The 22405-nt window shown below is 67.7% G+C and carries 21 protein-coding genes and 2 riboswitches; of the genes, 9 read left to right on the top strand and 12 right to left on the bottom strand.

Going from position 1 to position 22405, the window contains the following annotated elements; translation table 11 throughout:
- Window positions 1–216: 216 nt before the first annotated feature.
- The 3 genes from ABIB51_RS09245 to ABIB51_RS09235 form a co-directional block, all read right to left on the bottom strand.
- On the bottom strand, window positions 217–957 hold the full coding sequence (locus ABIB51_RS09245) for an NlpC/P60 family protein (RefSeq protein ID WP_354187647.1): 741 nt from the start codon (window positions 955–957) through the stop codon (window positions 217–219).
- Between the two features lie 308 nt (window positions 958–1265).
- Window positions 1266–1436: riboswitch (cyclic di-AMP (ydaO/yuaA leader) on the bottom strand.
- A 136-nt stretch (window positions 1437–1572) separates the two neighbouring features.
- Window positions 1573–2394, bottom strand: a complete 822-nt coding sequence (locus ABIB51_RS09240; RefSeq protein ID WP_354187646.1) for a M23 family metallopeptidase — start codon at window positions 2392–2394, stop codon at window positions 1573–1575.
- 4 nt (window positions 2395–2398) lie between these two features.
- A riboswitch (cyclic di-AMP (ydaO/yuaA leader) is annotated at window positions 2399–2611 on the bottom strand.
- 150 nt (window positions 2612–2761) lie between these two features.
- Entirely contained in the window at window positions 2762–3457 is a 696-nt protein-coding gene (locus ABIB51_RS09235; protein ID WP_354187645.1) for an iron-dependent transcriptional repressor DtxR, read from the bottom strand.
- A 320-nt stretch (window positions 3458–3777) separates the two neighbouring features.
- On the opposite strand from ABIB51_RS09235, the gene serC reads away from it, so the two are divergent.
- Entirely contained in the window at window positions 3778–4905 is a 1128-nt protein-coding gene (gene serC / locus ABIB51_RS09230) for a phosphoserine transaminase (protein ID WP_354187644.1), read from the top strand.
- Window positions 4906–4935: 30 nt separating this feature from the next.
- Here the strand turns inward: serC and ABIB51_RS09225 are convergent, their stop codons facing one another.
- Genes ABIB51_RS09225 through ABIB51_RS09215 form a run of 3 tightly spaced genes read right to left on the bottom strand, consistent with a single transcriptional unit; the run spans window position 4936 to window position 7393 of the window.
- The gene (locus ABIB51_RS09225; RefSeq protein WP_354187737.1) at window positions 4936–6324 is read right to left on the bottom strand and encodes an MFS transporter; all 1389 of its coding nucleotides are present in this window, start codon (window positions 6322–6324) and stop codon (window positions 4936–4938) included.
- 44 nt (window positions 6325–6368) lie between these two features.
- Complete coding sequence (locus ABIB51_RS09220; RefSeq protein WP_354187643.1) at window positions 6369–7001, bottom strand: DUF3027 domain-containing protein; 633 nt, start codon at window positions 6999–7001, stop codon at window positions 6369–6371.
- A gap of 8 nt (window positions 7002–7009) precedes the next feature.
- Window positions 7010–7393 carry a cold-shock protein gene (locus ABIB51_RS09215; protein ID WP_354187642.1) on the bottom strand — a complete coding sequence of 128 codons (384 nt, stop codon included), beginning with the start codon at window positions 7391–7393 and terminating at the stop codon, window positions 7010–7012.
- Between the two features lie 178 nt (window positions 7394–7571).
- Between ABIB51_RS09215 and ABIB51_RS09210 the strand changes: the two genes are divergently transcribed.
- From ABIB51_RS09210 to ABIB51_RS09185, 6 genes are all read left to right on the top strand, one after another.
- Complete coding sequence (locus ABIB51_RS09210; protein ID WP_354187641.1) at window positions 7572–7805, top strand: hypothetical protein; 234 nt, start codon at window positions 7572–7574, stop codon at window positions 7803–7805.
- Between the two features lie 10 nt (window positions 7806–7815).
- Window positions 7816–10308 carry a helicase-associated domain-containing protein gene (locus ABIB51_RS09205; protein ID WP_354187640.1) on the top strand — a complete coding sequence of 831 codons (2493 nt, stop codon included), beginning with the start codon at window positions 7816–7818 and terminating at the stop codon, window positions 10306–10308.
- Window positions 10305–11951 (top strand): DNA repair helicase XPB, encoded by a 1647-nt coding sequence (locus ABIB51_RS09200; protein ID WP_354187639.1) that lies wholly within the window; start codon window positions 10305–10307, stop codon window positions 11949–11951. The genes ABIB51_RS09205 and ABIB51_RS09200 overlap by 4 nt, the downstream gene beginning before the upstream one ends.
- Window positions 11952–12018: 67 nt before the next feature.
- On the top strand, window positions 12019–12729 hold the full coding sequence (locus ABIB51_RS09195) for a response regulator transcription factor (protein ID WP_354187638.1): 711 nt from the start codon (window positions 12019–12021) through the stop codon (window positions 12727–12729).
- Window positions 12730–12731: 2 nt separating this feature from the next.
- Window positions 12732–14240 carry a sensor histidine kinase gene (locus ABIB51_RS09190; RefSeq protein ID WP_354187637.1) on the top strand — a complete coding sequence of 503 codons (1509 nt, stop codon included), beginning with the start codon at window positions 12732–12734 and terminating at the stop codon, window positions 14238–14240.
- A gap of 180 nt (window positions 14241–14420) precedes the next feature.
- Entirely contained in the window at window positions 14421–14708 is a 288-nt protein-coding gene (locus tag ABIB51_RS09185) for a WXG100 family type VII secretion target (protein WP_354187636.1), read from the top strand.
- A gap of 29 nt (window positions 14709–14737) precedes the next feature.
- On the opposite strand, the gene ABIB51_RS09180 is transcribed toward ABIB51_RS09185, so the two are convergent.
- The 6 genes from ABIB51_RS09180 to ABIB51_RS09155 form a co-directional block, all read right to left on the bottom strand.
- Window positions 14738–15721, bottom strand: a complete 984-nt coding sequence (locus ABIB51_RS09180; RefSeq protein WP_354187635.1) for an RNase H family protein — start codon at window positions 15719–15721, stop codon at window positions 14738–14740.
- A gap of 185 nt (window positions 15722–15906) precedes the next feature.
- Window positions 15907–17541 (bottom strand): chaperonin GroEL, encoded by a 1635-nt coding sequence (gene groL, locus ABIB51_RS09175; RefSeq protein WP_354187634.1) that lies wholly within the window; start codon window positions 17539–17541, stop codon window positions 15907–15909.
- Window positions 17542–17856: 315 nt separating this feature from the next.
- A complete protein-coding gene (locus ABIB51_RS09170; protein ID WP_502916101.1) occupies window positions 17857–19119 on the bottom strand; it encodes an ABC transporter substrate-binding protein in 1263 nt (420 codons plus the stop codon).
- A gap of 74 nt (window positions 19120–19193) precedes the next feature.
- Window positions 19194–19397 carry a cold-shock protein gene (locus ABIB51_RS09165; RefSeq protein WP_264356172.1) on the bottom strand — a complete coding sequence of 68 codons (204 nt, stop codon included), beginning with the start codon at window positions 19395–19397 and terminating at the stop codon, window positions 19194–19196.
- A 160-nt stretch (window positions 19398–19557) separates the two neighbouring features.
- On the bottom strand, window positions 19558–20175 hold the full coding sequence (locus tag ABIB51_RS09160; protein ID WP_354187633.1) for a LytR C-terminal domain-containing protein: 618 nt from the start codon (window positions 20173–20175) through the stop codon (window positions 19558–19560).
- Window positions 20176–20256: 81 nt separating this feature from the next.
- Window positions 20257–20574: a DUF3263 domain-containing protein gene (locus ABIB51_RS09155; protein ID WP_502916099.1), complete on the bottom strand. Its 318-nt coding sequence runs from the start codon at window positions 20572–20574 to the stop codon at window positions 20257–20259.
- A 93-nt stretch (window positions 20575–20667) separates the two neighbouring features.
- On the opposite strand from ABIB51_RS09155, the gene ABIB51_RS09150 reads away from it, so the two are divergent.
- Together ABIB51_RS09150 and ABIB51_RS09145 are read left to right on the top strand one after the other, a co-directional pair.
- The gene (locus ABIB51_RS09150; protein ID WP_354187632.1) at window positions 20668–21468 is read left to right on the top strand and encodes a uracil-DNA glycosylase; all 801 of its coding nucleotides are present in this window, start codon (window positions 20668–20670) and stop codon (window positions 21466–21468) included.
- 51 nt (window positions 21469–21519) lie between these two features.
- Entirely contained in the window at window positions 21520–22359 is an 840-nt protein-coding gene (locus ABIB51_RS09145; RefSeq protein WP_354187631.1) for a siderophore-interacting protein, read from the top strand.
- The last annotated feature ends 46 nt before the right edge of the window (window positions 22360–22405 follow it).

Below are 22405 nucleotides of genomic sequence, written 5' to 3'. Positions count from 1 at the left end.
CGGCCGCACCCGCCAGGGGCACGAGGGCCGGCTGCCCTCTGCATGGTCGGGCTATGGATCGACACCACAAGAGTAAACACCGAAGGGCCGGATCACCGAATTTTTGATCCGCGGCGGTATGCGTGTCTTCAGGACGATCCCTGCCCGGGACGCAAGAGGACCCCCGCCACAGGGGCGGGGGTCCTCTCGATTTTTGAAGCTTTGGAGGCTAAATGCTTAGCCGCCGACGCGGATGAAGACCGGGCCGGAACCGACGTTCACGCTGTAAAGTGCGGTGGTTCCGCCGTTCCAGCCGCCGTGGACGGCCATGCCGTTGCCGACGTAGACAGCGATGTGGGCCATGCCGACGCCGCCGTTCTTGTAGTACGCGAGGTCGCCCGGGCGGGCCTCAGCGGCACCCACGGTGCGGCCAAGGGACAGGTAGCCGGCCGGCCAGCCGTGGAAGTTGATGCCTGCGGCGGCCAGGGCGTTCGTGGCCAGGGCGGTGCAGTCCTGTGCGACGCCGAGCTGGGCATAGGCGGCGGCGGCGATGGCAGCACCGTTGCCGCTGGCAACGGCCGATCCCGTTGCGGCGACCGAAGCGCCGGCCTGGGCGCCGGTGGCGCCGGCCTTGGAGTCCTGGACCTTGACGAGCGGCTTCGCGACGACCGGAGCCGGTGAAGTGGAAACGGCCGGCTTCTCGTAAGAGATGGCAATGGTGGATGCAGCCGAAATCGTTGCCGGGGTGCCGGACTGGACTTCGAGGGCCGAAGCGGAAGTGGATTCGCGCTGGACGTTGGTCTCAGCAGCGTTGGCCGCGATACCGCTGGTCAGGACGAGGCCTGAAGCAGCAGCAACAACCGCGGCCTGGCGGCCCATGGTTCCGGCGTTGTCGCCGACAGCCTTGGCAATGACAGCAAGCGAGTTGGTCTTGGTGACCTCGGCGCGGTGCCGTGCAGTGTTTGCACGAGTGGTCATTAAGTTCTCTCTTTCGTGATCCTTGGATCGCACTTTTCAGGCGCGAACTGAGGACGCTCCGGCATCTTGGGGGTACGCCGGATCGCCCCGAATGGGTTACTTAGCGAAGGGTGTACTGCGAAGACGCGCCAAAAGCGGGAACTGCATGCAGGTGCTTGGCCTGCGGGCCGGACTCGGCTGAGATTGAGTCGGCGGAGTGAGATCCAGTCCGGGCGCCGGCAAGGGCGGCACGGGTCATGGATTTCAGCGGGCTCGAAAGAGCCGCGCAAGCGCTGCGAAGCGCAGCATTGTGGCGTGAAGACACGAAAGTAGCCTCTCCCAATGCCTGCGAGGTGAGCTGTCGGATTCGGATGGGAGTCACCCGGCCGCGCTGCTTCCTGGGAAGCTTTTGCGACTTAACCCCAAGGCCTTCTTTCGAAGGCCAAAATTGGTTCCCCCGCCCCTGCCAGACGATGTGATGCGAACGGACCTTGAGCGGTGGCAGAGCTAGGCAATCCACTCAAGAGCGCCAACTTCGGAGAAGTTGGCGTACTTCATACGGTACAGCAGTTGGGAGTCAATGTCACATTCAGATCACGGCGTGTCATAAGAATGCGAGAGTCATCCATCGGCTATTTAGAGCCAGCCTGTGGGGTCCACGACGTCGCCGTTGACCATCACTTCGAAGTGCAAGTGGCAGCCGGTGGAGGCGCCGGTGGTCCCGCTCATGGCCACAACGTCGCCACGGGTGACCTGCTGGCCGACGCGGACGCTTGAGGAGGACAAGTGGTTGTACGTGGTCTCCAGGCCGTTGCCGTGGTCGATCACGACGCGGTTTCCGCCGCCGAAGGGGTGCCATCCGGTGAACGTCACGGTGCCGCTGGCGGCCGCGTGGACTGCGGTTCCGCACTGCGCGGCGTAGTCCTGGCCGCGGTGGAACTCGCCCGAGCCGCCGGTGATGGGACTGACACGGTAGCCGAAGGGTGAGGCTGTAACCATCTGGTCAAGGGGGGCGCCGAGGCTGCCGGAAGACGCGGCGCGTGTGATGCTGCCGACGGACTGGGCGCTCAACAGCTGCTTCAGCTTGCCGTCCGGATCGCCCTTGGTGCTCACGGCGGTGCGGCTGAAATCGATCTTGGCGGCAGACTCGGCGGTCACGTTCGGCTGCGCCGACGCGGAAACCGCGCTATTCGAGCCGGCGTCGGTGGCCATGACCGGGCCGGTGGCGGGAACAGTTACCGTCAGGACCAGGCCCGTGGCGGCCAGGGCAATGCCGGCCTTTTGCCCCACACCGCTGGCGGCGGCAAAGTCCGTTACCTGGCGGAACGGGCTCCGGCGGTCCCGGCGTTCATCGCGGTGCGCGTCACGCGGGCGCTCTGCCGTGAAGGCAAGGGCCGGGCGCGGCTCCGGAGCGGGGCCGGTCGCACGACGGCGGCCCCTGGTGGTCTGGGTGGTCAAGAACGGTTCCTCTCTGGATAGCCTGCGAAGTTAGCTGTCGGATTCGGGTCAGAGAGTTCAAAGACCCGGTCCGCCGTGAACAAGCATTCAGGCACAGAGGAAGCCAATGGAAAATCCCTCGGTGGAGCGTGCTTGCCGCTGACGGACTTCACCCCAAGGCTGCTGAACAGCCGGAAGTGGTTCCCCCGCCCCTGCCAGAAGGTGACTCTGCGACTGATCCGCTGGCAGAGCTCGGCTTCGGATCAGATAACGCTTTGGTATCGGTACTGCTGATTAACTATAGGCGATTAAGCCGCCCAGTAATAATCCCGTGATCTCGGCTGTGCACAACTGATGGGTCCTCCCACGAGGTGTGAGTACGGGCAGGTTAACCGACGGTAACAAAGACGTGGGCGGCAACCTCGGGGGGCAGTTCCAGGGCTCCCTCGATGTCCGGAACACGGACGGAAATGTACTCCCCGACGCGCTCCAGGGACAGGAGGGCGCCGGGACGGATGCCACCCTCGTCGAGCTGGACGAGCAGTTCCGGTTCCACCTGGATGGGCTCGGCCAGCCGGTTCACCGTGATGCGGGAACCGGCGCCGTAACCGGCCATCGCCTCCAGCAGGTTCACGATGCCAACGCCGTAGGGCTGGGACGGCAGGCCGCCCAGCTCAGCGAGCCCCGGGATCGGATTTCCATACGGAGAGACCGTGGGGTGGTTGAGCAACTCGAAGATCCGCCGCTCCACGCGCTCGCTCATCACGTGCTCCCAGCGGCAGGCTTCCTCGTGGACGTAGGCCCAGTCGAGGCCGATGACGTCGGCCAGCAGCCGCTCGGCCAGCCGGTGCTTCCGCATGACCCCGACGGCGCGCTTCCGGCCCGTTTCGGTCAGCTCAAGATGCCTGTCACCGGAAACCACCACCAGTCCGTCGCGCTCCATCCGGCCGACAGTCTGCGAGACGGTGGGGCCGGAGTGGCGCAGCCGTTCGGCGATGCGGGCGCGGAGGGCGACGATGTTCTCTTCTTCAAGTTCCAGGATGGTCCGCAAATACATCTCGGTTGTATCGATCAGATCCGTCATTCAGCTCAGCTCCTCGAGCGCCGTCCTTGCGTCTTTCCCACCGTACCGCGCCCACGCTACCGTGTGCCGGCCGGGGGCAGCGTGCCCGGCGGGATCCGCCGTACGTTCGCAAGACAGCTTAGCCTATTTTGAATTACTCCGGATAAAAATCCCGGCCGTGCCCGCAGGCCGGCGCCGCTGTCTCAATGACCGGACTATGACGGACTCTTTTCCCGCCCGCACGCGGCAGTCAGGCAGAATGAAAAGGAGTCTCCGTTGCAGCCACCCTGCCGGGCCACCTCCCAAGCCACGCTTTGTACCAGCCGAAAATTGGAGCCACTGTGAGCGACACCAGCATCACGATTCCCGCAAACCTCCTGCCCAAGGACGGCCGGTTCGGCGCCGGACCGTCCAAAGTCCGTCCGGAACAGCTGGAGGCCCTCGCCGCCTCCGCGTCACTGCTGGGAACCTCCCACCGCCAGGCGCCGGTCAAGAACCTCGTGGGCTCGGTCCGGAGCGGACTCAGCGACTTCTTCCGCGCTCCTGAGGGCTATGAGGTCATTCTGGGCGTCGGTGGCTCCACCGCCTTCTGGGACATTGCCAGCTTTGGCCTGGTGCAGAACAAGGCCCAGCACCTGTCCTTCGGCGAGTTTGGGTCGAAGTTCGCCTCGGCCACCAACAAGGCTCCGTTCCTGGCCGACTCGTCCATCATCAAGTCCGAGCCCGGCACCCGCCCGGCCGCCCGCGCCGAGGCCGGCGTCGATGTCTATGCGTGGCCCCAGAATGAGACCTCAACCGGCGTCGCCGCCCCGGTCCAGCGCGTGTCCGGCGCCGACGACGGTTCGCTCGTGCTGGTTGACGCCACCTCCGCGGCCGGCGGGCTCGACGTCGACGTGTCCGAAACGGACGTGTACTACTTTGCCCCGCAGAAGAACTTCGCCTCCGACGGCGGCCTGTGGCTTGGCCTGTTCTCCCCCGCCGCCCTGGAACGTGCGGCGGGCATCAAGGCCGGCGACCGGTGGATCCCGGACTTCCTGGACCTGCAGACGGCGATCGACAATTCCCGGCTCAACCAGACGTACAACACCCCGGCGCTGGCCACCCTGGTGACCCTGGACGCCCAGGTGCAGTGGCTGAACGCCAACGGCGGCCTGGATTTCGCCGCCGGCCGGACCGCGGACTCCGCAGGGCGGATCTACCGATGGGCCGAAGCTTCCGAATACGCCACCCCGTTCGTAGCCCGGGCCGAGGACCGTTCGAATGTGATCGCGACAATCGACTTCGACGACTCGATCGACGCGGCGGCCATCGCCAAGGTGCTCCGCGCCAACGGCATTGTGGACACCGAGCCGTACCGCAAGCTCGGGCGCAACCAGCTTCGCATCGCGACGTTCGTGGCGATCGAACCCGACGACGTCTCGGCGCTGCTCGAATGCATCGACTTCGTGGTGGCCGAACTCAAGAAGTAGCTCCGCTGCGCCCGGCGTGACGGTCGGGTCTCAGCGTTCGACGGCGTCGTCCGGGTTCTGGTCCCGGGCGGCGCCGTTTGCGTTGCCGGCTCCGCCGGAAGTGCCGCCGGAAGCGCCGCTGTAAGTGCCTGCGGTTGTGCCTGCGATAGTGCCTGCGGCGTGGCCGGATTCGAGCCGGAAATGGTGCAGCCCGCGGGCCCTGCGGTCGAAACGGATCCGCAGCTTTTGGGCCCGGGTGATCCAGAGGAGGCCGATGACGGCGGCGAGGACGCCCGAGGCTGCCGCGACGCCCATCGACCAGCGGGCACCGGCGACGTTGGCCACCCAGCCCACCAGCGGGGCACCGATCGGCGTTCCGCCCATGAAGATCGCCATGTAGAGGGCCATCACCCGGCCGCGCATCACGGGGTCCGTGGTGGTCTGGACGTAGCCGTTGGCGCTGGTCATCATGGTGATCGCGAAGAGGCCCACGGGCACCAGCGCCACCCCGAACCAGAAGTAGCTGGGGGCGAGTGCGGCGATGCCCGAGGTGATGCCGAATGCGCCGGCGGCCCCGAAAATGATCCGCAGCCTGGGCTTGCTCCGTCCGGCGGAGATCAGGGCCCCGGCGACGGAGCCGATGGCCATGATGGAATTCATCAGTCCGAAGGCGCCGGCGTCCAGACCGAATTCGGTGCCGACCATGGCGGCGATGAACAGGACGAAGTTCAGTCCCAGGGTTCCCACGATCGACACCGCGACCAGCACTACCACGATGTCGGGCCGGAAGCGCACGTAGCGCAGGCCCTCACGGATGCGGCCCTTGCCGGCCGGCGCCCGGGGAAGCTGGCGGAGCGAGGCAGTGGGAATCGTCCACAGGCTCAGCAGCAGTGCCAGGAAGGTGACCGTGTTGATCAGGAAGACCCAGCCCGGGCCGACGGCAACGGTGAGGATACCGGCCACTGCGGGTCCGATCATCCGGGCCACGTTGAAGGAGGCGCTGTTGAGCGCCACGGCGTTGGGCAGGTAGTCGTCGCGGACCAGTTCGGACACGAAGGTCTGGCGCACGGGCGCGTCCAGGGCGGAGACCACGCCGAGCAGCAGGGCAAAGCCGTACACGTGCCCGAGCTGCGCCGCACCGGAAACCACCAGGATGCCCAGAGCCGCGCTCAGCAGTGCCATGGCGGACTGCGTCATGACAAGGAGCTGCTTGCGGTTGAAGCGGTCGGCCACCAGCCCGGCCACGGGTGCGAGGAACAGCTGCGGTCCCAGCTGCAGGGCCATCGTGATGCCCATGGCTCCGGCGTCGTGCTCGGTGAGGTGGTCGAAGACCAGCCAGTCCTGGGCGGTGCGCTGCATCCAGGTGCCGATATTGGAGATGAGCGCCCCGATGAACCAGATCCGGTAGTTCAGGATGTGCAGGGACTTGAAGGTGGACATCATGTCCGGCCCTCACCCCGCCTCATCCCGAAGTGTTCCAACCGCTAGTCAGCCTCGCTGGCCGGCTGCTCGTCGGCGGCTTCGTCGTCGTTCTCGTCGTCGTCGTCGCTCTCGTCGTCGTCGTCCTCGTCCTCGTCGTACTCATCGTCGCCATCGGCGGCGATGCCGTCAGCGACGTCAGAATCGCTCTCGGGCGCGTCGGCTGCCGGCTCCGCGGCCGTGGCGGCCTGCCCGGCGGCGTCGGCGTCGGCGTCCTGGGCGTCCTCGGGCCGGACGCGTTCCGCCCACGGCACCCATTCGGGGGCCAGGATCGAGTCATCGGAGGGCAGCAGGCCGAGCTCGTCGACCGTGACCACCTTGGAGCGGGAGTTGCGGGTGAGCACGGCGTACCACTGCCAGCCGCCGTAACCTGCCAGCTTGGACTCGAAGAGGTGGGTGACCAGCCGGTCGCCCTCGCTGCGGGCGCCAAGGTGGCGTCCGATCTGTTCGGCCGGGGCGATGCCCTCCACCGCGGTGCGCGCGGCGTCGACGGCGGCGGCCAGGACGGCATCCGGCTTGCCGGTGCGCCAGACAGGCACACCGGCGCGGGGCTTCGAGCCCGGCGCCTTGGCCCCGGCGGCATGCGCTGCGGCTGCGCCGCCCGTTGCCGGCACGTTTTCCTCAGGTTCCAGTGACATCAGGGGCCCTACGCGTCCAGCTCGTCGGCAACCTTACGGAGGGCGACGGCGATCGCTTTGGCCTTGTTGCCTTCCGGGTACTTGCCCGCGGAGAGTGTGCCGGAGAGGTTGTCCAGCACAGAGACCAGATCCTGCACCAGTGGGGCAAGGTCCTTGGCGCTGGGACGCTTGGCCTTGGCGATGGACGGAGTCTTGTCCAGCACGCGCAGGCCCAGGGCCTGGGCGCCCTTGCGCCCGTCAGCCACACCGAACTCCACCCGGGTACCGGCCTTGAGCTCCGTTACACCCTCGGGCAGCGCCGATTTAGGCAGGAAGACCTCCTGGCCGTCCTCCGCCGCGAGGAATCCGAAGCCCTTTTCCTTGTCATACCACTTGACCTTGCCGGTAGGCACGTAATCAACCTTCTTCGTTCTGCTGGGGACACGGCCGGCGGCCACCGCATCCGCATTGATATGCGGGTTCAGGGTATGGCTGCCCGGACCGTGTTGGTCTGTTTCCTCAAGGTTATCCTGCCTTGTCGACAATGACGGTGTGAGGCGCGGGCGAAGCCGGACTGTTAGCGTTGCCCCCATGACACCATTGCGCTTCCGGCGGCCCCTGCTGATCACCGCGGCAGCCACCGCCGTTTTGTCGCTGATTGCCGTGGGCGCAGTGATGGCCATGGCGTTCGGCAACGTCGTCGCTCCGGCCTGGGTGACTTCCGTGGCTCTCTACGGGCTCCCCCTTGCTTTCCTGCTCATGCTGCTCCTGGTGGTCGACGGAATCGCGGCCCGGCGCCGGACGCAAGAGCCGCGCGAAAGGTAACGTTGGACTGATGTCCCTTATTCGCGCGCTCAGCAAGGAACTGGAGGCCCGCAGCGACGATTCGTTGCGGTCCTTGTTCTCCGCGCGGCCGGACCTCATCTCCCCCGGCGTTCCGGACTTCGCCGCCCTCGCCGCCCGGGCGTGCGGCCGGGTCAGCGTGCAACGCGCCCTGGAGCGGCTCAACCGCCCCGAAATGCAGGTGCTGGAGACGCTTCACCTGTGCACCAACACCGACACCGGACACAGTGCCTCGTCCGCCATGCTGAAGAAGCTGATCAACGGCTCGTCCCTCACCGCGATCGACCGCGTGCTGCATTCGCTGCAGGAGCTGGCCCTGGTACACCGCGCCGAGCCCCCGCACGGCGTCACGCCGGCAACTGCCGCACGCCACCGCCACTACCTCCCGGTGGGCAGCCTGAAGGACGTCATCGGCATCTATCCGGCCGGGCTGGGGCGCAGCTACACCGAGCTCGTGCGGCTGCAGCCGGCGTTTGCGCAACGCGTGGTCCAGCTCGTCGGCGAACTGCACCGCAGCGGAGCCGCCATCTCCCCGGCCGCCACACCGATGGAGGCTGCCCTGTCGCTGCAGCACTGGACCGCCGCGCCTGAATCCCTCCAGCAGATCCTGGCCGCCGCACCGGAACGCACGAGGGCGCTGCTCGCCCGGTTCGGTAACTGGGCCATGGGTGCCGTACCCCAGGCGCAGCGCCGCGCCTCCGTGGTCAACGAAAGCTCCGACGTCGGGCCCGTGGACTGGCTCCTGGCCCGCGGACTGCTGGTCCCGCTCGACGCCGCGCACGTCGAACTCCCGCACAGCGTCGGCGTCGCGCTCCGCGGCGGGTTCGTGATCGAGAACTTCGCGCTGGCTCCCCCGGCGCCCCGGCTGGGGACCACCAGCGCGGCGCTGCGCCGCAATGCGGCCCTGGGCGCAATCGCCGAGACCCTGCGCCTGGTCGGCGAGCTGCTCTACGTCGTCCGGGAACAGCCGCTGGTCACCCTGCGCAGCGGCGGCGTGGGGGTGCGGGAGATGAAGCGCCTGGCCGACTCGCTGCGGATCGAACTGCACCAGGCCGGTGTACTCGCGGAGCTGTGCGGTCTCTCCGGGCTGCTGCGCCTTGACGTCGACAGCTCCGCCTGGATCCAGCCGCCCCAGCTGGAGTGGCTGACGCTGCCGCGCCAGGAACAGTGGCTCTGGCTGGTCAATGCCTGGCTCGCCAGCGAGCGCGCACCGTCGCTCGTGGGGCAGCCCATCAACGGCGGCGCACCGGGATCGGCAGCACACCGCGGCGCGGCCGGCAGCACCATCAACGCGCTCTCCGCCGAGGCCCAGCGCCCGGACGCCCCGGTCGTCCGCAAACGGATCCTGGAAATCCTGAACGAACTCACGCTCGAAGCCCCGGCCCAGGACGGCCAGGCCCCGGTACTGGACGCCGCGGCCGTCCTGGAACGCGCCGATTGGTCCCAGCCGCGGATGGCCCGGCGCTTCAGCTCCCTGGTCCGTGGAGTCCTGGCCGAAGCCGAAATGCTCGGCCTCATCGGCTCCGGCGCGCTGAGCCAGATCGGGTCGGCGATCGCCGCCGAGCAGCCCGATGCGGCGCTCGGCATCCTGGGCGAACACTTGCCCGCCGCACTGAACCATGTGCTGCTGCAGGCGGACCTGACAGCCGTGGCGCCGGGCTACCTCGCTCCGGAACTGAGCGAGAAACTCCTGACCATGTCCGACGCCGAGGGACAGGGACCGGCCACCATCTACCGGTTCTCCGTCGCGTCGGTCCGGCGCGCCCTCGATGCCGGCCAGGACGCGCAGGCCCTGCTGGACTTCCTGCGCCAGCATTCGGCCACGGCCATCCCGCAACCGCTCAGCTACCTGATCGAGGACACCGCTGCCCGCCACGCCAGGCTCCGCGTCGGGGCAGCCGCCAGCTTCATCCAGGGCGACGACGAGACGGCGCTGCTGGAACTGCTCAACAACTCCGCCGCGTCCGGCCTGGGGCTGGCGCGCATTGCGCCCACCGTGTTGATCTCCCACGCCGCGCCGCGGGAGACCGCCCAGGTCCTGCGGAGCCTGGGGCTTTCCCCGGCCCTGGAGGAACAGGAGTCCGCCGTCCTCCGGCTGCGCCGCTCCGTCGGGGTGTCCGGCGGCCCGCGTCCGGTCTACACCGCCCCGCGCACAGCCCCGCCGGAGTCCGACGTCGACGCCCAGTTGGCGGTGCTCCGCAGCGGCCGGCCCGCCGCAGCAGCGGGCGGCCAGCCCGCCGCCGTCCCCGGCAGCGAGGAGGCCACGCAGCTGGGACTGGAAACCCTGCTGAAGGCAATCCGGCTCAAACAGCGCGTGGTGATGAACGTGGTGGACAGCATGGGGAATGCCGTCCGCGAAACGGTTGTTCCGGTAGCTGTCAACGGTGGACGGGTGCGGGTCTATGACCCGGAAAAGGAAATAGAACGCGTCCTGTCCGTCCACCGGATTATCGATGTAGAAGCCGCTGAGGAATTGCTGCAGTGAATGACGGACCGCTGATCGTCCAGAGTGACAAAACCATCCTGCTGGAAGTCGACCATGAGCTCGCCACCGAAGCCCGGCACGCCATCGCCGCCTTCGCCGAACTGGAGCGCGCCCCGGAGCACGTGCACAGCTACCGGCTGACGCCGCTGGGCCTCTGGAATGCCCGGGCCGCCGGGCTCGACGCCGAGAAGGTGCTCGACACGCTGCTGAAGTACTCCCGGTTCCCGGTGCCGCATTCCCTCCTGATCGACGTCGAAGAGACCATGTCCCGGTACGGCCGGCTGCGGCTCGAAAAGGATCCCCAACACGGCCTGGTGATGCGGACCTCGGACTACCCGGTCCTGGAGGAGGTCAGCCGGGCCAAGAAGATCCAGCCCCTCCTGGGGCCGAGGATCGACGGCGAGACCGTGGTGGTGCATTCCTCCCAGCGCGGCCAGCTCAAGCAGCTGCTGCTCAAGATCGGCTGGCCGGCGGAGGACTTGGCGGGCTACGTCGACGGCACGCCCCATCCGATCGTGCTGAACGAGACGGGCTGGAAACTCCGCCCGTACCAGCAGCTGGCGATGGAGAACTTCTGGGCCGGCGGCAGCGGCGTCGTCGTGCTCCCGTGCGGCGCCGGCAAAACCCTGGTGGGCGCCGCCGCGATGGCCACAAGTTCCACCACCACCCTGATCCTCGTCACCAACACAGTCTCCGCACGGCAGTGGAAGGACGAGCTGCTCAAACGGACGTCCCTGACCGAAGAAGAGATCGGCGAATATTCGGGCTCCGTCAAGGAAGTCCGGCCGGTCACGATCGCCACCTACCAGGTGCTGACCACCAAGCGCGGCGGCCTGTACCCGCATCTGGAACTCGTGGACGGCAACGACTGGGGGCTCATCATCTACGACGAGGTCCATCTCCTGCCGGCTCCGATCTTCCGGATGACCGCTGACCTGCAGGCCCGCCGCCGGCTGGGCCTCACCGCCACCCTGGTCCGCGAGGACGGGCGTGAGGGCGAGGTCTTCAGCCTCATCGGGCCCAAGCGCTACGACGCGCCGTGGAAGGACATCGAGGCCCAGGGCTACATCGCGCCGGCGGACTGCGTCGAGGTCCGCATCGACCTTCCGCGCGAGGAACGCGTGGCCTATGCGATGGCCGAGGACGCGGACAAGTACCGGCTGTGCGCCACGTCCGAGTCCAAGACGCTTGTGGTGGAACAGCTCGTGGCCGAGCATGCCGGCGAGCAGCTGCTTGTGATCGGGCAGTACATCGACCAGCTGGACGAGATCGGCGAGCGCCTCCGGGCCCCGGTGATCAAGGGCGACACGTCCGTGAAGGAACGCCAGCGGCTCTTCAACGCCTTCCGCGCCGGCGAGGTCCAGACCCTTGTGGTGTCCAAGGTCGCCAACTTCTCAATCGACCTGCCCGAGGCCTCGGTCGCGATCCAGGTCTCCGGTTCCTTCGGCTCCCGCCAGGAGGAGGCCCAGCGGCTGGGCCGGCTGCTGCGTCCGAAGAAGGACGGCCGGGCCGCACGCTTCTACTCGCTGGTTGCCCGGGACACGCTGGACCAGGATTTCGCGGCCAAACGCCAGCGCTTCCTGGCCGAGCAGGGCTACGCCTACCGGATCATGGACGCCAACGATGTGGGCAAGGCCGGCTAGATCCCGCCCATGCAACACACATTTGCCATTCAGAAAACTCCCAGAGTCTGGGAGCATCATGGGAACTATGAAAAAGAACGGTCCTGAAGCCAAGCTGCTCGTCGTCGATGATGAACCCAACATCCGCGAGCTGCTCTCCACGTCGCTCCGTTTCGCCGGCTTCGAGGTGGTCTCTGCGGGCAGCGGGCGCGAGGCACTGGCCGCGGCGGAACTCCACTCCCCCGACCTCGCCGTGCTGGATGTCATGCTGCCGGACATGGACGGCTTCACCGTCACCCGCCGGCTGCGGGCCGCGGGGAAACACTTCCCGGTGCTCTTCCTGACCGCGAAGGACGACACCGAGGACAAAGTCATGGGACTGACCGTCGGCGGCGACGACTACGTCACCAAGCCGTTCAGCCTCGATGAAGTCGTGGCGCGCATCCGCGCCGTGCTGCGCCGGACCCAGCCGCTGCAGGACGACGACGCCGTCATCCGGGTGGACGACCTCGAGCTCGACGACGACGCCCACGAGGTGCGCCGCGGCGGCACGGTGATTGAACTCTCCCCCACCGAATTCAAGCTCCTGCGCTACCTCATGCTCAACCCCAACCGCGTCCTGTCCAAGGCCCAGATCCTGGACCACGTCTGGGAATACGATTTCAATGGCGACGCCTCGATTGTGGAGTCCTACATCTCCTACCTGCGCCGCAAGGTGGACATCGATCCGGACGCCCCGGCCCTGATCCAGACCAAGCGCGGCGTCGGCTACGTGCTGCGGACGTCAGAGAAGCGCTGACCTTGCTGCACCGTTGGAAATCGGCGTCGCTGAGGTCGCAGCTCGTCGCCATCATGACGGCCCTGATGCTCGTGGCGCTCACCGCCACGGGCGCCGGCACGCTGACACTGCTGCACAGCTACCTGCAGGGCCAGGTGGACGACAAGCTCAAGGCCGCCGTCGATTCCGTGCGCCAGGAGAAATCCTTCAGCCAGCTCCAGGACCAGAACCCGAGCATCCCCACCGACTACTCGCTGGTGCTCTTCAGCCCGGGGCTGCCGCCCTACCCGTTCGGCGGCGACAAGGAATCCCGCCCGGACATCAGCAACATTTCCGCCGCCGAGGCCAGGGTGCGCCAGCAGATGCCGTACCAGGTCCGCGGGACGGGCGGCCGCAACTGGCGGGTGGTGGCCCTGAGTGTGGTGGACAACAACGACCGCACCTCCGTAGTGGTGATCGGGCTGCCTCTCGCGCCGGTGGATTCCGTGATGGAACACGCCGTCCTGGTGGTGGTCGGCGTCGGGCTGCTGACCCTCGTGCTGGCGTTCCTGATCGCCACGTGGAGCATCTCCCGGTCCTTCCGGCCGTTGGCGCGCGTGGAGAAGACCGCGGCGGCCATTGCCGCCGGTGATCTCTCGAGGCGGGTGGAAATCGAAAACCCCAACACGGAGGTGGGCCGGCTGGGCAGCTCCCTCAACGCCATGCTGGCGCACATTGAGACGGCCTTCGCCGCCCGGATGGCTTCCGAGGCGAGGATGCGCCGCTTTGCCGCCGACGCCTCGCACGAGCTGCGGACCCCGCTGGTGACCATCCGCGGGTTCTCGGAACTGTACCGGCACGGCGCGCTGGCCACGCCGGAAGACGTCGCCACCGCCATGGGGCGGATCGAGAGCGAAGCCAAGCGGATGGGCACCATGGTGGAGGACCTGCTGCTGCTGGCCCGCATCGACGAGCAGCGTCCGTTGCAGCAAAAGCCCGCCGACCTGCTGCTGCTGGCGCACGACGCCGTGGTGGACACCCAGGCCAGCGACCGCGGCCGCGCCATTTCCCTCGCGGGGCTCGACGGCGGTCCGGCCGCCCCCGCGCCGGTGCTCGGCGACGAGTCCAAACTCCGGCAAGTGGTCAGCAACCTCGTGGGCAACGCGCTGCGCTACACGCCGGAGGGCACCCCGATCGAACTCGCCGTCGGCGTCCGGACGTCCCCTGACGGGGCACAGCAGTCCGTCATTGAGGTCCGGGACCACGGCCCCGGGGTCCCGGAGGAGGAAGCGGCCCGCGTTTTCGAGCGGTTCTACCGCGCGGACACCTCCCGCACCCGGGAGACCGGCGGCAGCGGCCTGGGGCTCGCGATCGTGGCGGCCATCGTCGGATCGCACTCCGGCACGGTCCGGGTCGAGAAGACCGACGGCGGGGGTGCCACCCTGGTGGTGAGCCTTCCGTTCCTCGACGAGGCCGTGGCAGACGAGCCTGTGGCACATGACATTGAGGCCGACGAGGCCAGGACGGGCGCGCAGGACCCCGCCGACGCCTAGACCCGCCGGGCCTGTTGCCCGGCCGCGTTGTCCACATAGCCGGGATCGCCGCGGTCCGGGACGGCGCCCCCTGCCTAGGCTGGAGGCGTCCGGAAGCTCCGGACGAGGCAGCCCGTCCGGTCCGTCGTGTTCATGCCGGCGGACCGGGGCTGCTTCCCCGCACTGTCGAGAGGCCATCCCATGAGCATCATCTCCGTCGACACGGAACTCCTCCAGCTCAAATCAGCGAACGTTCAGGCCACGGTCGAGCGGATCAGCGCGGACGTCCAGGCCATGAAACACGGACTGGATGAACTGCAGGCCAGCTGGCGCGGATCCGCGGCGAGCAATTTCCAGGCACTTGTTGCCGAATGGACGCTGACCCAAGGCAGGGTCGAGGCGTCCCTGGCGTCCATCAACTTGGCGCTCAATTCGGCGGCGGCCAGTTATGACCAGGCCGAGCTGAACAACGCCCAGCGTTTCAGCTGAGCGGTACCGCACCGGCCCCGGTGGCGGCCTCAGGCCTCCGGGGTGCCCTGGTGGAAGCGGAGCCGCCACTGCGCGCCGTCGTGGACCCACAGGGAGCTGCGCAGGGTGGTTCCTGCGCGGGCGTAGCTGCGGTAGGTCAGCAGCACCGTGTCCTCGCCCAGCCGGTCCGCGCCCAGCAGTTCCAGCTCGGTGGTGGCTCCCGGCTGGTCTTCGAGGGTCATCATGATGGCGTCCCGGGTCCAGATCCGGCCGGAACTTCCGATTTCGGTGAAATCCGGGTGCAGCAGCACGCCGGTTCGCCCCATGTCGGCCCGGGTTTCCGGCAGGAGGAGTTCGCGCTCGAGCGCTTCGACAATTGTTTCCGGGCTGGCGTCCGTGCCTGGGGCGGGTGCGGCGTCCTCATCGAGCTCGCTGAAAAGGTCGGGTTCATCAAACGACGACGGTGCGCCGAACAGTTCCTGCTGGCCTGCCAGCAGCGGTGCGGCGGCAGGAGCCTGCCGGACGGCCTCGGCGTCCCGCCGGGCAGCGGGAGCGGCCGCCTCCGCGTCCTGGCCGAATCCGGGGCCCTGCCGGACGGCCACGCCCTGCTGGTAGGCCGTGGCTGCGGCCCGGGCCCTGTCGTCCGCGGCCTCGTTCAGCTCGTGCCCGGCGTGTCCGCGCACCCATTCGAAGGTGTACTTGCGGCCCACGAGGGCCTGGTCGATGTCCTTGAGGAGCTCCACGTTCATTACCGGCTTGCCGTCGGACTTGCGCCAGCCCTTCCGCTTCCAGCCGGGCATCCACTTCGTCACGGAGTTGATGACGTACTGGCTGTCGCAAAGGATGTGCAGATCCTCGCCGGCGAGGTGGGCCGTGGAGCGGAACAGGTCCAGGACCGCCATGAGCTCGCCCATGTTGTTGGTGCCGTGCGGCCATCCGCCGGCCCGCCAGCAGTCGTCGTTCACGTACCAGGCCCATCCGGCCGGACCGGGATTTCCTAAAGCCGAACCATCGGCTGCTGCTGTAATCGTCACTGCACCATCCTGCCAGACCAGCCGCCGGCATCCACGCCCCCGGCATCGTCCGGCGGGATCCACCGCCGCCGGGGCGGGCACCCGGGCCTGCAGGTTAACGCCGACGGCGGCCCCACCCTGAGGTGGAACCGCCGTCGTTGAACTATTCGTTCAGCGCTGATTGGCTCAGCGGGCCGGACGAGTGGTTAGAAACCGCCCATGCCGCCCATGCCGCCCATGTCGTCGCCGCCCATGGCCGGGGCGTTCTTCTCCGGCTTGTCGGCCACAACGGCCTCGGTGGTGAGGAACAGGCCGGCAATGGAAGCCGCGTTCTGCAGGGCAGAGCGGGTGACCTTGACCGGGTCGTTGATGCCGGCGGCCAGCAGGTCGACGTACTCGCCGGTTGCAGCGTTCAGGCCGTGGCCTGCGGGCAGGCCGCGGACCTTGTCCACAACAACGCCCGGCTCGAGGCCGGCGTTGAAGGCGATCTGCTTCAGCGGGGCATCGATGGCAACGCGGACGATGTTCGCACCGGTTGCTTCGTCGCCTTCGAGCTGCAGGTTGGCGAATGCCTTGGCACCGGCCTGGATCAGGGCAACGCCACCGCCGGCGACGATCCCCTCTTCGACAGCAGCCTTTGCGTTGCGGACTGCGTCCTCAATGCGGTGCTTGCGTTCCTTGAGCTCAACCTCGGTTGCGGCACCGGCCTTGATGACTGCAACGCCGCCGGCCAGCTTGGCCAGGCGCTCCTGCAGCTTCTCGCGGTCGTAGTCGGAATCGGAGTTCTCGATCTCGGCGCGGATCTGCGAAACGCGGCCGGCGATCTGGTCAGCGTCGCCAGCACCCTCGACGATGGTGGTCTCGTCCTTGGTGACAACGACCTTGCGGGCGTGGCCAAGGAGTTCGAGGCCGGCGGTCTCAAGCTTGAGGCCGACTTCCTCGGAGATGACCTGGCCACCGGTGAGGATGGCGATGTCCGCGAGCTGCGCCTTGCGGCGGTCGCCGAAGCCCGGCGCTTTAACGGCGACAGACTTGAAGGTGCCACGGATCTTGTTGACGATCAGGGTGGCCAGGGCCTCGCCCTCGATGTCTTCGGCAATGATCAGCAGCGGCTTGGAGGACTGCATGACCTTTTCGAGGACAGCAACCAGTTCCTTGACGTTGGAGATCTTGGAGTTGACGATCAGGATGTACGGATCCTCAAGGACCGTTTCCTGGCGCTCGGCGTCGGTGACGAAGTAGGCCGAGATGTAGCCCTTGTCAAAGCGCATGCCTTCGGTGAGCTCGAGCTCGAGGCCGAAGGTGTTCGACTCCTCGACGGTGATGACGCCTTCCTTGCCGACCTTATCCAGGGCTTCGGCAATCAGGGCGCCAATTTCGTTGTCACCGGCGGAGATGGACGCGGTAGCGGCGATCTCTTCCTTGGTTTCGATTTCCTTGGCGGAAGCCAGGAGTTCGCGGGTGACGGCTTCGACAGCCTTCTCGATGCCGCGCTTGAGCGACAGGGGATCAGCGCCGGCCGCGACGTTGCGCAGGCCTTCCTTGACCAGGGCCTGTGCCAGCACGGTTGCGGTGGTGGTTCCGTCGCCAGCGACGTCGTCCGTCTTCTTGGCAACTTCCTTGACCAGCTCGGCGCCGATCTTCTCGTACGGGTCGTCCAGTTCGATCTCCTTGGCGATGGAAACACCATCGTTGGTGATCGTGGGGGCGCCCCACTTCTTTTCGAGGACGACGTTGCGTCCACGCGGGCCGAGGGTGACCTTGACGGCGTCGGCGAGGATGTTCAGGCCCCGCTCAAGACCGCGGCGTGCCTCTTCATCAAATGCAATGATCTTGGCCATAACGGCAGTAGTCCTTTCGGGACAGTCGTTAAGAATGAACCTGGCTCCGGTGCCCGCGACGGACGATCCTTCCCCGGCGGCCTCTGTACGCCGCTGGGTCCGGGATCTCACCCAGCCAGGTATTTCTCTCGCTCCCGGTCCAACTGCCTGACTTCGCGACCGGGCGAACCGGGCGTCGTTTTAGCAGTCAATACGCGGGAGTGCTAAGTCAATAATTAGCACTCCCCCGTGGAGAGTGCAACCAGTGAGTCTCCCGTCCGGGCCCGGATCGGTTCTCTGCCCGGCTTGTGCCGCGGCACAATACGCTACGAGCGATCAGCTGCCGCCGCTGCGGGCCGTTTCGCTTCCGCTCATTGTGGCTTTGTTATCCGCGCCGTAGCCGAACACCGTGTAGTTGGCCGCCGTGACGTCGCCATTGGCATCGAAGTTGATCGGACCGGATTCGCCGTCGTAGTCGGGGCGGTTGCCTGCACGCAGGACGTCGACGCACTTCTGGTAGGACGTACACGCCGTGGACCCGCCGGAGGGCTGGGACCCGTCGGCGGTCTGCGGGTTGCCGCCCGAAACGGAAATCAGCCGGGCCGCGATGGAAGTGCCGGCGTCGTCCTCGGCAGCAGCTGCCGCGATGGCCGCGAGGTTGACCGCGTCATAGGTTTCCGCGGCAAAGGTCATGTCCTTCAGGGCCGGATCGACGGATACCAGCTCGGCCTGGAAGTGGGCTGACGGAAAGGTTCCGGGAAGGAGGCCGCGCGCCCCGTCGAGGGCGCGGGAGCCGAGGCCGGAGCCGTACTGGCTGACGGCGCCGTCGCTGAGGATGAGCTTGGGTCCTGCAACGCCCGCGTTGTTCAGCTCGGCGATGGCGCCCTGCGCCCCGTTCCGGGCGACGAGGACGACGGCGTCGGGAGCCGCCGCGTTGGCGGCCGCGGCCGCCTGCTGCGCCTGGCCCGGCTTGAACGCCGCGACGGCCACGGGCCCCAGGCCTGCCTGCTTGGCCGCGGCGCCGACGGCGGTGGAGAGGTCTTTGCCGTAGCGGCCTTCCTCGTACACGACGGCCAGCGTTTTGGCGCCGCCGTCCCTGGCGAGCTTGACGAGGACCGAGGCCTGCGCGACGTCCGCGGCGGACGTGCGGAAGTAGTAGCCGCCGCTCTTGTAGGAGCTCAGGCCGCTGGCGGAGTTTGCCGGGGAGATCAGGGCAATTTTGGCGTTCGCCAGCACGTCGATGGCACCGGGTGCGCGGCTTGAGTCGGTGGGCCCGATCACGGCGTCGGCTTTGGCGGCCGCAAGCTCCCTGGCCTGGCCGGCAGTGTCTTCGCTGATGGTCTCCGGCAGCAGCTCGACCGGTTTGCCTTTGTGCCCGCCCGCGGCGTTGATTTCCTTGACGGCAAGTTTCGCCGCCGCCAGCTGGGACGCGTTGAGGAAGTCCTGCTTGCCGGTGTTGTCCAGGATGAGGCCGATTTTCAGCGTCCCGTCGCCGCTGGCGTCCGCGCTCTGCACCCGGGCGGCGCCAGCGGGACCCAGGCAGCCGGACAAGGCCAGGACCGCAGCCGCGCCCACGGCCACGGAGCGGCCGGGCCGCAGGCCAGCCTTCCGGCGTCGGGCGGGGGTGTGACCGGCAGCCTCCTGACTGGCGTGCGCTGCAGCGGAGAATGCCACTAGGCCGGCCGGACACTTTCGGCCTGCGGGCCTTTTTCGCCCTCGCCTACTTCCAGTTCCACGCGCTGGCCCTCGTCGAGGGCGCGGTAGCCCTCCCCGACGATGGCCGACCAGTGCACGAAGACGTCGTCCCCGGAATCGTCCACGGTGATGAAGCCGTAGCCTTTTTCGGCGTTGAACCATTTGACGGTTCCCAGTGCCATGGAGTCCACACTTTCAGCTAGCTTGCGGGCGGCGCACCACGATGTGTGCCGCGGAATGCGAAACGAAGTCCGCAAATTACTGTACCTGCGGCAGCGCGCGCGAGTGCAGGCCGGGGGCCGCGTGGCCGGCTAATAGTTATTCAGGCGTAACCGAAACCGGCTACTGGAAGCCCGGCGCCAGGACGACGACGAGCGGCATCTTGAACTCGGCCGAGTCGACAACGGTCTGGATGCCCAGGAGCGCGGCCAGGGCCTCGGCGTTGGCCTTCTGCGCCGCGCCGTCGTAGAAGACGACGGAGCTCTGCTGCCGTACGCCGCCCCAGTTCCCCAGCGGGCCCAGGGTCCAGCCGTCGGACGCGACCGTTGCACCGACGCGGCTCGCCAGTCCGGGGGTGCCCGTGGCGTTGTAGACCGCCACCGGCTGCGTCTTGTCCAGGCCGGCGCTCTCCGGCGCGGCTGTGGGTGAGGGCGTACCGGACGGTGTGCCGGCGCCGGAGGGTGTCTCGCTCGGAGCCGGGCTGGAGTCAGTGGGGGCGGGTGAGGCGGTGGCACTGTTGGCCGGCTGTTCCGCGGTTACCGCTGCGGTGTTTCCGGCGGAATTGAAGCCCAGCTTCGGCAGGATCAGGTAGGCCACGAGGCCGATGACCAGCGCCACGGTGCCGACGGCCAGGACCGGGCCCAGGCGGCGGCGCCGGGATTCAGCGGCGGCACGGTGGACACCCTGCCGGGTGGAGGTCTCCGGGACCCGGTCAAATTCATCCCGTGCGTACTTGGTCATGGTAAAAACGACGTCCTTGCTGATTTCTTACGAGTTGCCAGGGCCTTTTCCACGCAGGATATCTGCGCATCCGGCCGTGCTTTACGCGTCTGAGCCCAAGCGGCGGGCAGTGCGGGCACGTTGGCGTGACGTACGTAGTCTACGCAATCTCTTCACCAGCATGGGATCGTGGGCCAGCGCATCCTCGGTATCGATGAGCGCATTGAGAATCTGGTAGTAGTGCGTCGCGGAGAGATCGAAGAGCTCGCGGATGGCTTGTTCCTTGGCCCCGGCATACTTCCACCACTGCCGTTCCAGGGCCAGCATCTGCTGGTCGCGGCTGCCCAGCGGCGACTCGTCGCGGATGTCCGCGGCAACGGACTCCGCCGTCGAAAGGTGCTCTTGCGCTGCTTCGGCCACGACACACTCCCTGGCTGGATCCGACAAAGGTCAGTCCCCATGCTACGGGCGAATAACAGGGTTGTCATTTGACGCCCTGCAAGAATGGGGCCTGTGCCTGAATCCGATCCGCTCCAGCCCGGCTCCCCCGAATCCGACGCGCTCTTCGAGCTGGAACCGCGAGCCGCGGAGACCGTCGGCTTCGCCCAGCTGGCCCGGCTGCCCCTGACGGAACTGGTGGCCCCCGACTGGGCCGAGGCGCTGGCCCCGGTCGAGGATGCGTTGCGGGAGGTGCTGGCCTTTCTCGCGGCGGAAGCCGCGGACGGACACGAGGTCCTGCCGCCGCCGTCGTACCTGCTGCGGGCCTTCCGGCAGCCGCTGGCGGGCGTCCGGGTCCTGATCGTGGGGCAGGACCCGTACCCGACGCCGGGCCACGCTGTGGGCCTGTCTTTCGCTGTGGACGGCCGCACCCGGCCCATCCCGCGCAGCCTGGCCAACATCTACAAGGAGCTCGATGCCGATCTGGGCCTTGCGCCGCGGATCCATGGGGATCTGGGCCGTTGGGCGGAGCAGGGTGTCCTGCTACTGAACCGGGTCATGAGCGTCCGGTCCGGGGCGGCCAGATCGCACCGCAACAGAGGCTGGGAAGCGATCACGGCCGCTGCCATCAGCGCCGTCGCGGACCGCCGCACCGCGGACGGCGGCCCGACACCCTTCGTCGCCATCCTTTGGGGCCGGGACGCCTGGTCCGTCCGTGCGCTGCTGGGGACGGCGCCGGTGATCGCCAGTGCGCACCCCAGCCCGCTGTCGGCCTCGCGGGGTTTCTTCGGCTCGCGCCCTTTCAGCCAGGCCAACGCCTTGCTCCAGGCGCAGGGCAACGGCACGGTGGACTGGGAGCTGCCCCCACTCCCGTAACCGGGCTTCGTGCCCGGCTGCAGATCAGGCTTCTTGGCTAGGCTTAGCCTCATGACCTCGATCCCCGCCACCACCTCGGCCAGCCGCAAATCACGACCACAGACCGCCCTCACCGTACTGCGCCGCGAGCAACTCTCCCCGCACATGGTACGCATCGTCGCTGGCGGCCCAGGCTTTGACAGCTACGTCAACAACGACTTCGTGGACCGCTACGTCAAGATCGCGTTCCCGCAGCCCGGGGTCGACTACCCGGAACCCCTGGACCTGTGGACCGTCCGGGAAACCATGCCGCGGGAACAGTGGCCGCACACCCGGACCTACACGGTCCGCTGGGTGGATGTGCCGGCCGGGGAGCTTGCCATCGACTTCGTGATCCACGGCGACGAAGGACTCGCCGGACCCTGGGCGGCGTCGGCACGGCCCGGCGACAGCATCGTGTTCACCGGCCCGGGCGGCGGCTACAACCCCGACCCGGCGGCGGACTGGCACCTCTTCGCCGGCGACGAGTCCGCCCTCCCGGCGATCAGCGCCGCGATTGAATCCCTGCCGCAGCACGCCCGCGGCCTCGCGTTCCTGGAGGTGGACAGCGACGCCGACATCCAGCCGGTCGCCGCGCCGGCCGGCGTGGAGCTGCGGTGGCTCCTGCGCGGCGGTGTCCCCGCCGGTGACAGCGACATGCTGGTCAACGCCGTGCGGGACGCCGAATGGCCCGAGGGCCGGGTCCAGGTCTTCGCCCACGGTGAGCGCGGCTACATGAAGAGCCTGCGGGAGATCTTTTACGCCCACCGCGGCCTTGACCGCGGGCAGGTTTCGCTCTCCGGCTACTGGGCCAGGGGCCGGGTGGAGGACGACTTCCAGGCGGAGAAGAAATTGCCGATAGGCAAGATCTGAACCGGAAGATCCACCAGCACGGTCTATCCGCTAGATCCAACCCATG

The organism is Arthrobacter sp. UYCu712 (genome assembly GCF_040547005.1).
GTDB lineage: Bacteria > Actinomycetota > Actinomycetes > Actinomycetales > Micrococcaceae > Arthrobacter.
This window is presented reverse-complemented; position numbering and strand designations above follow the sequence as displayed.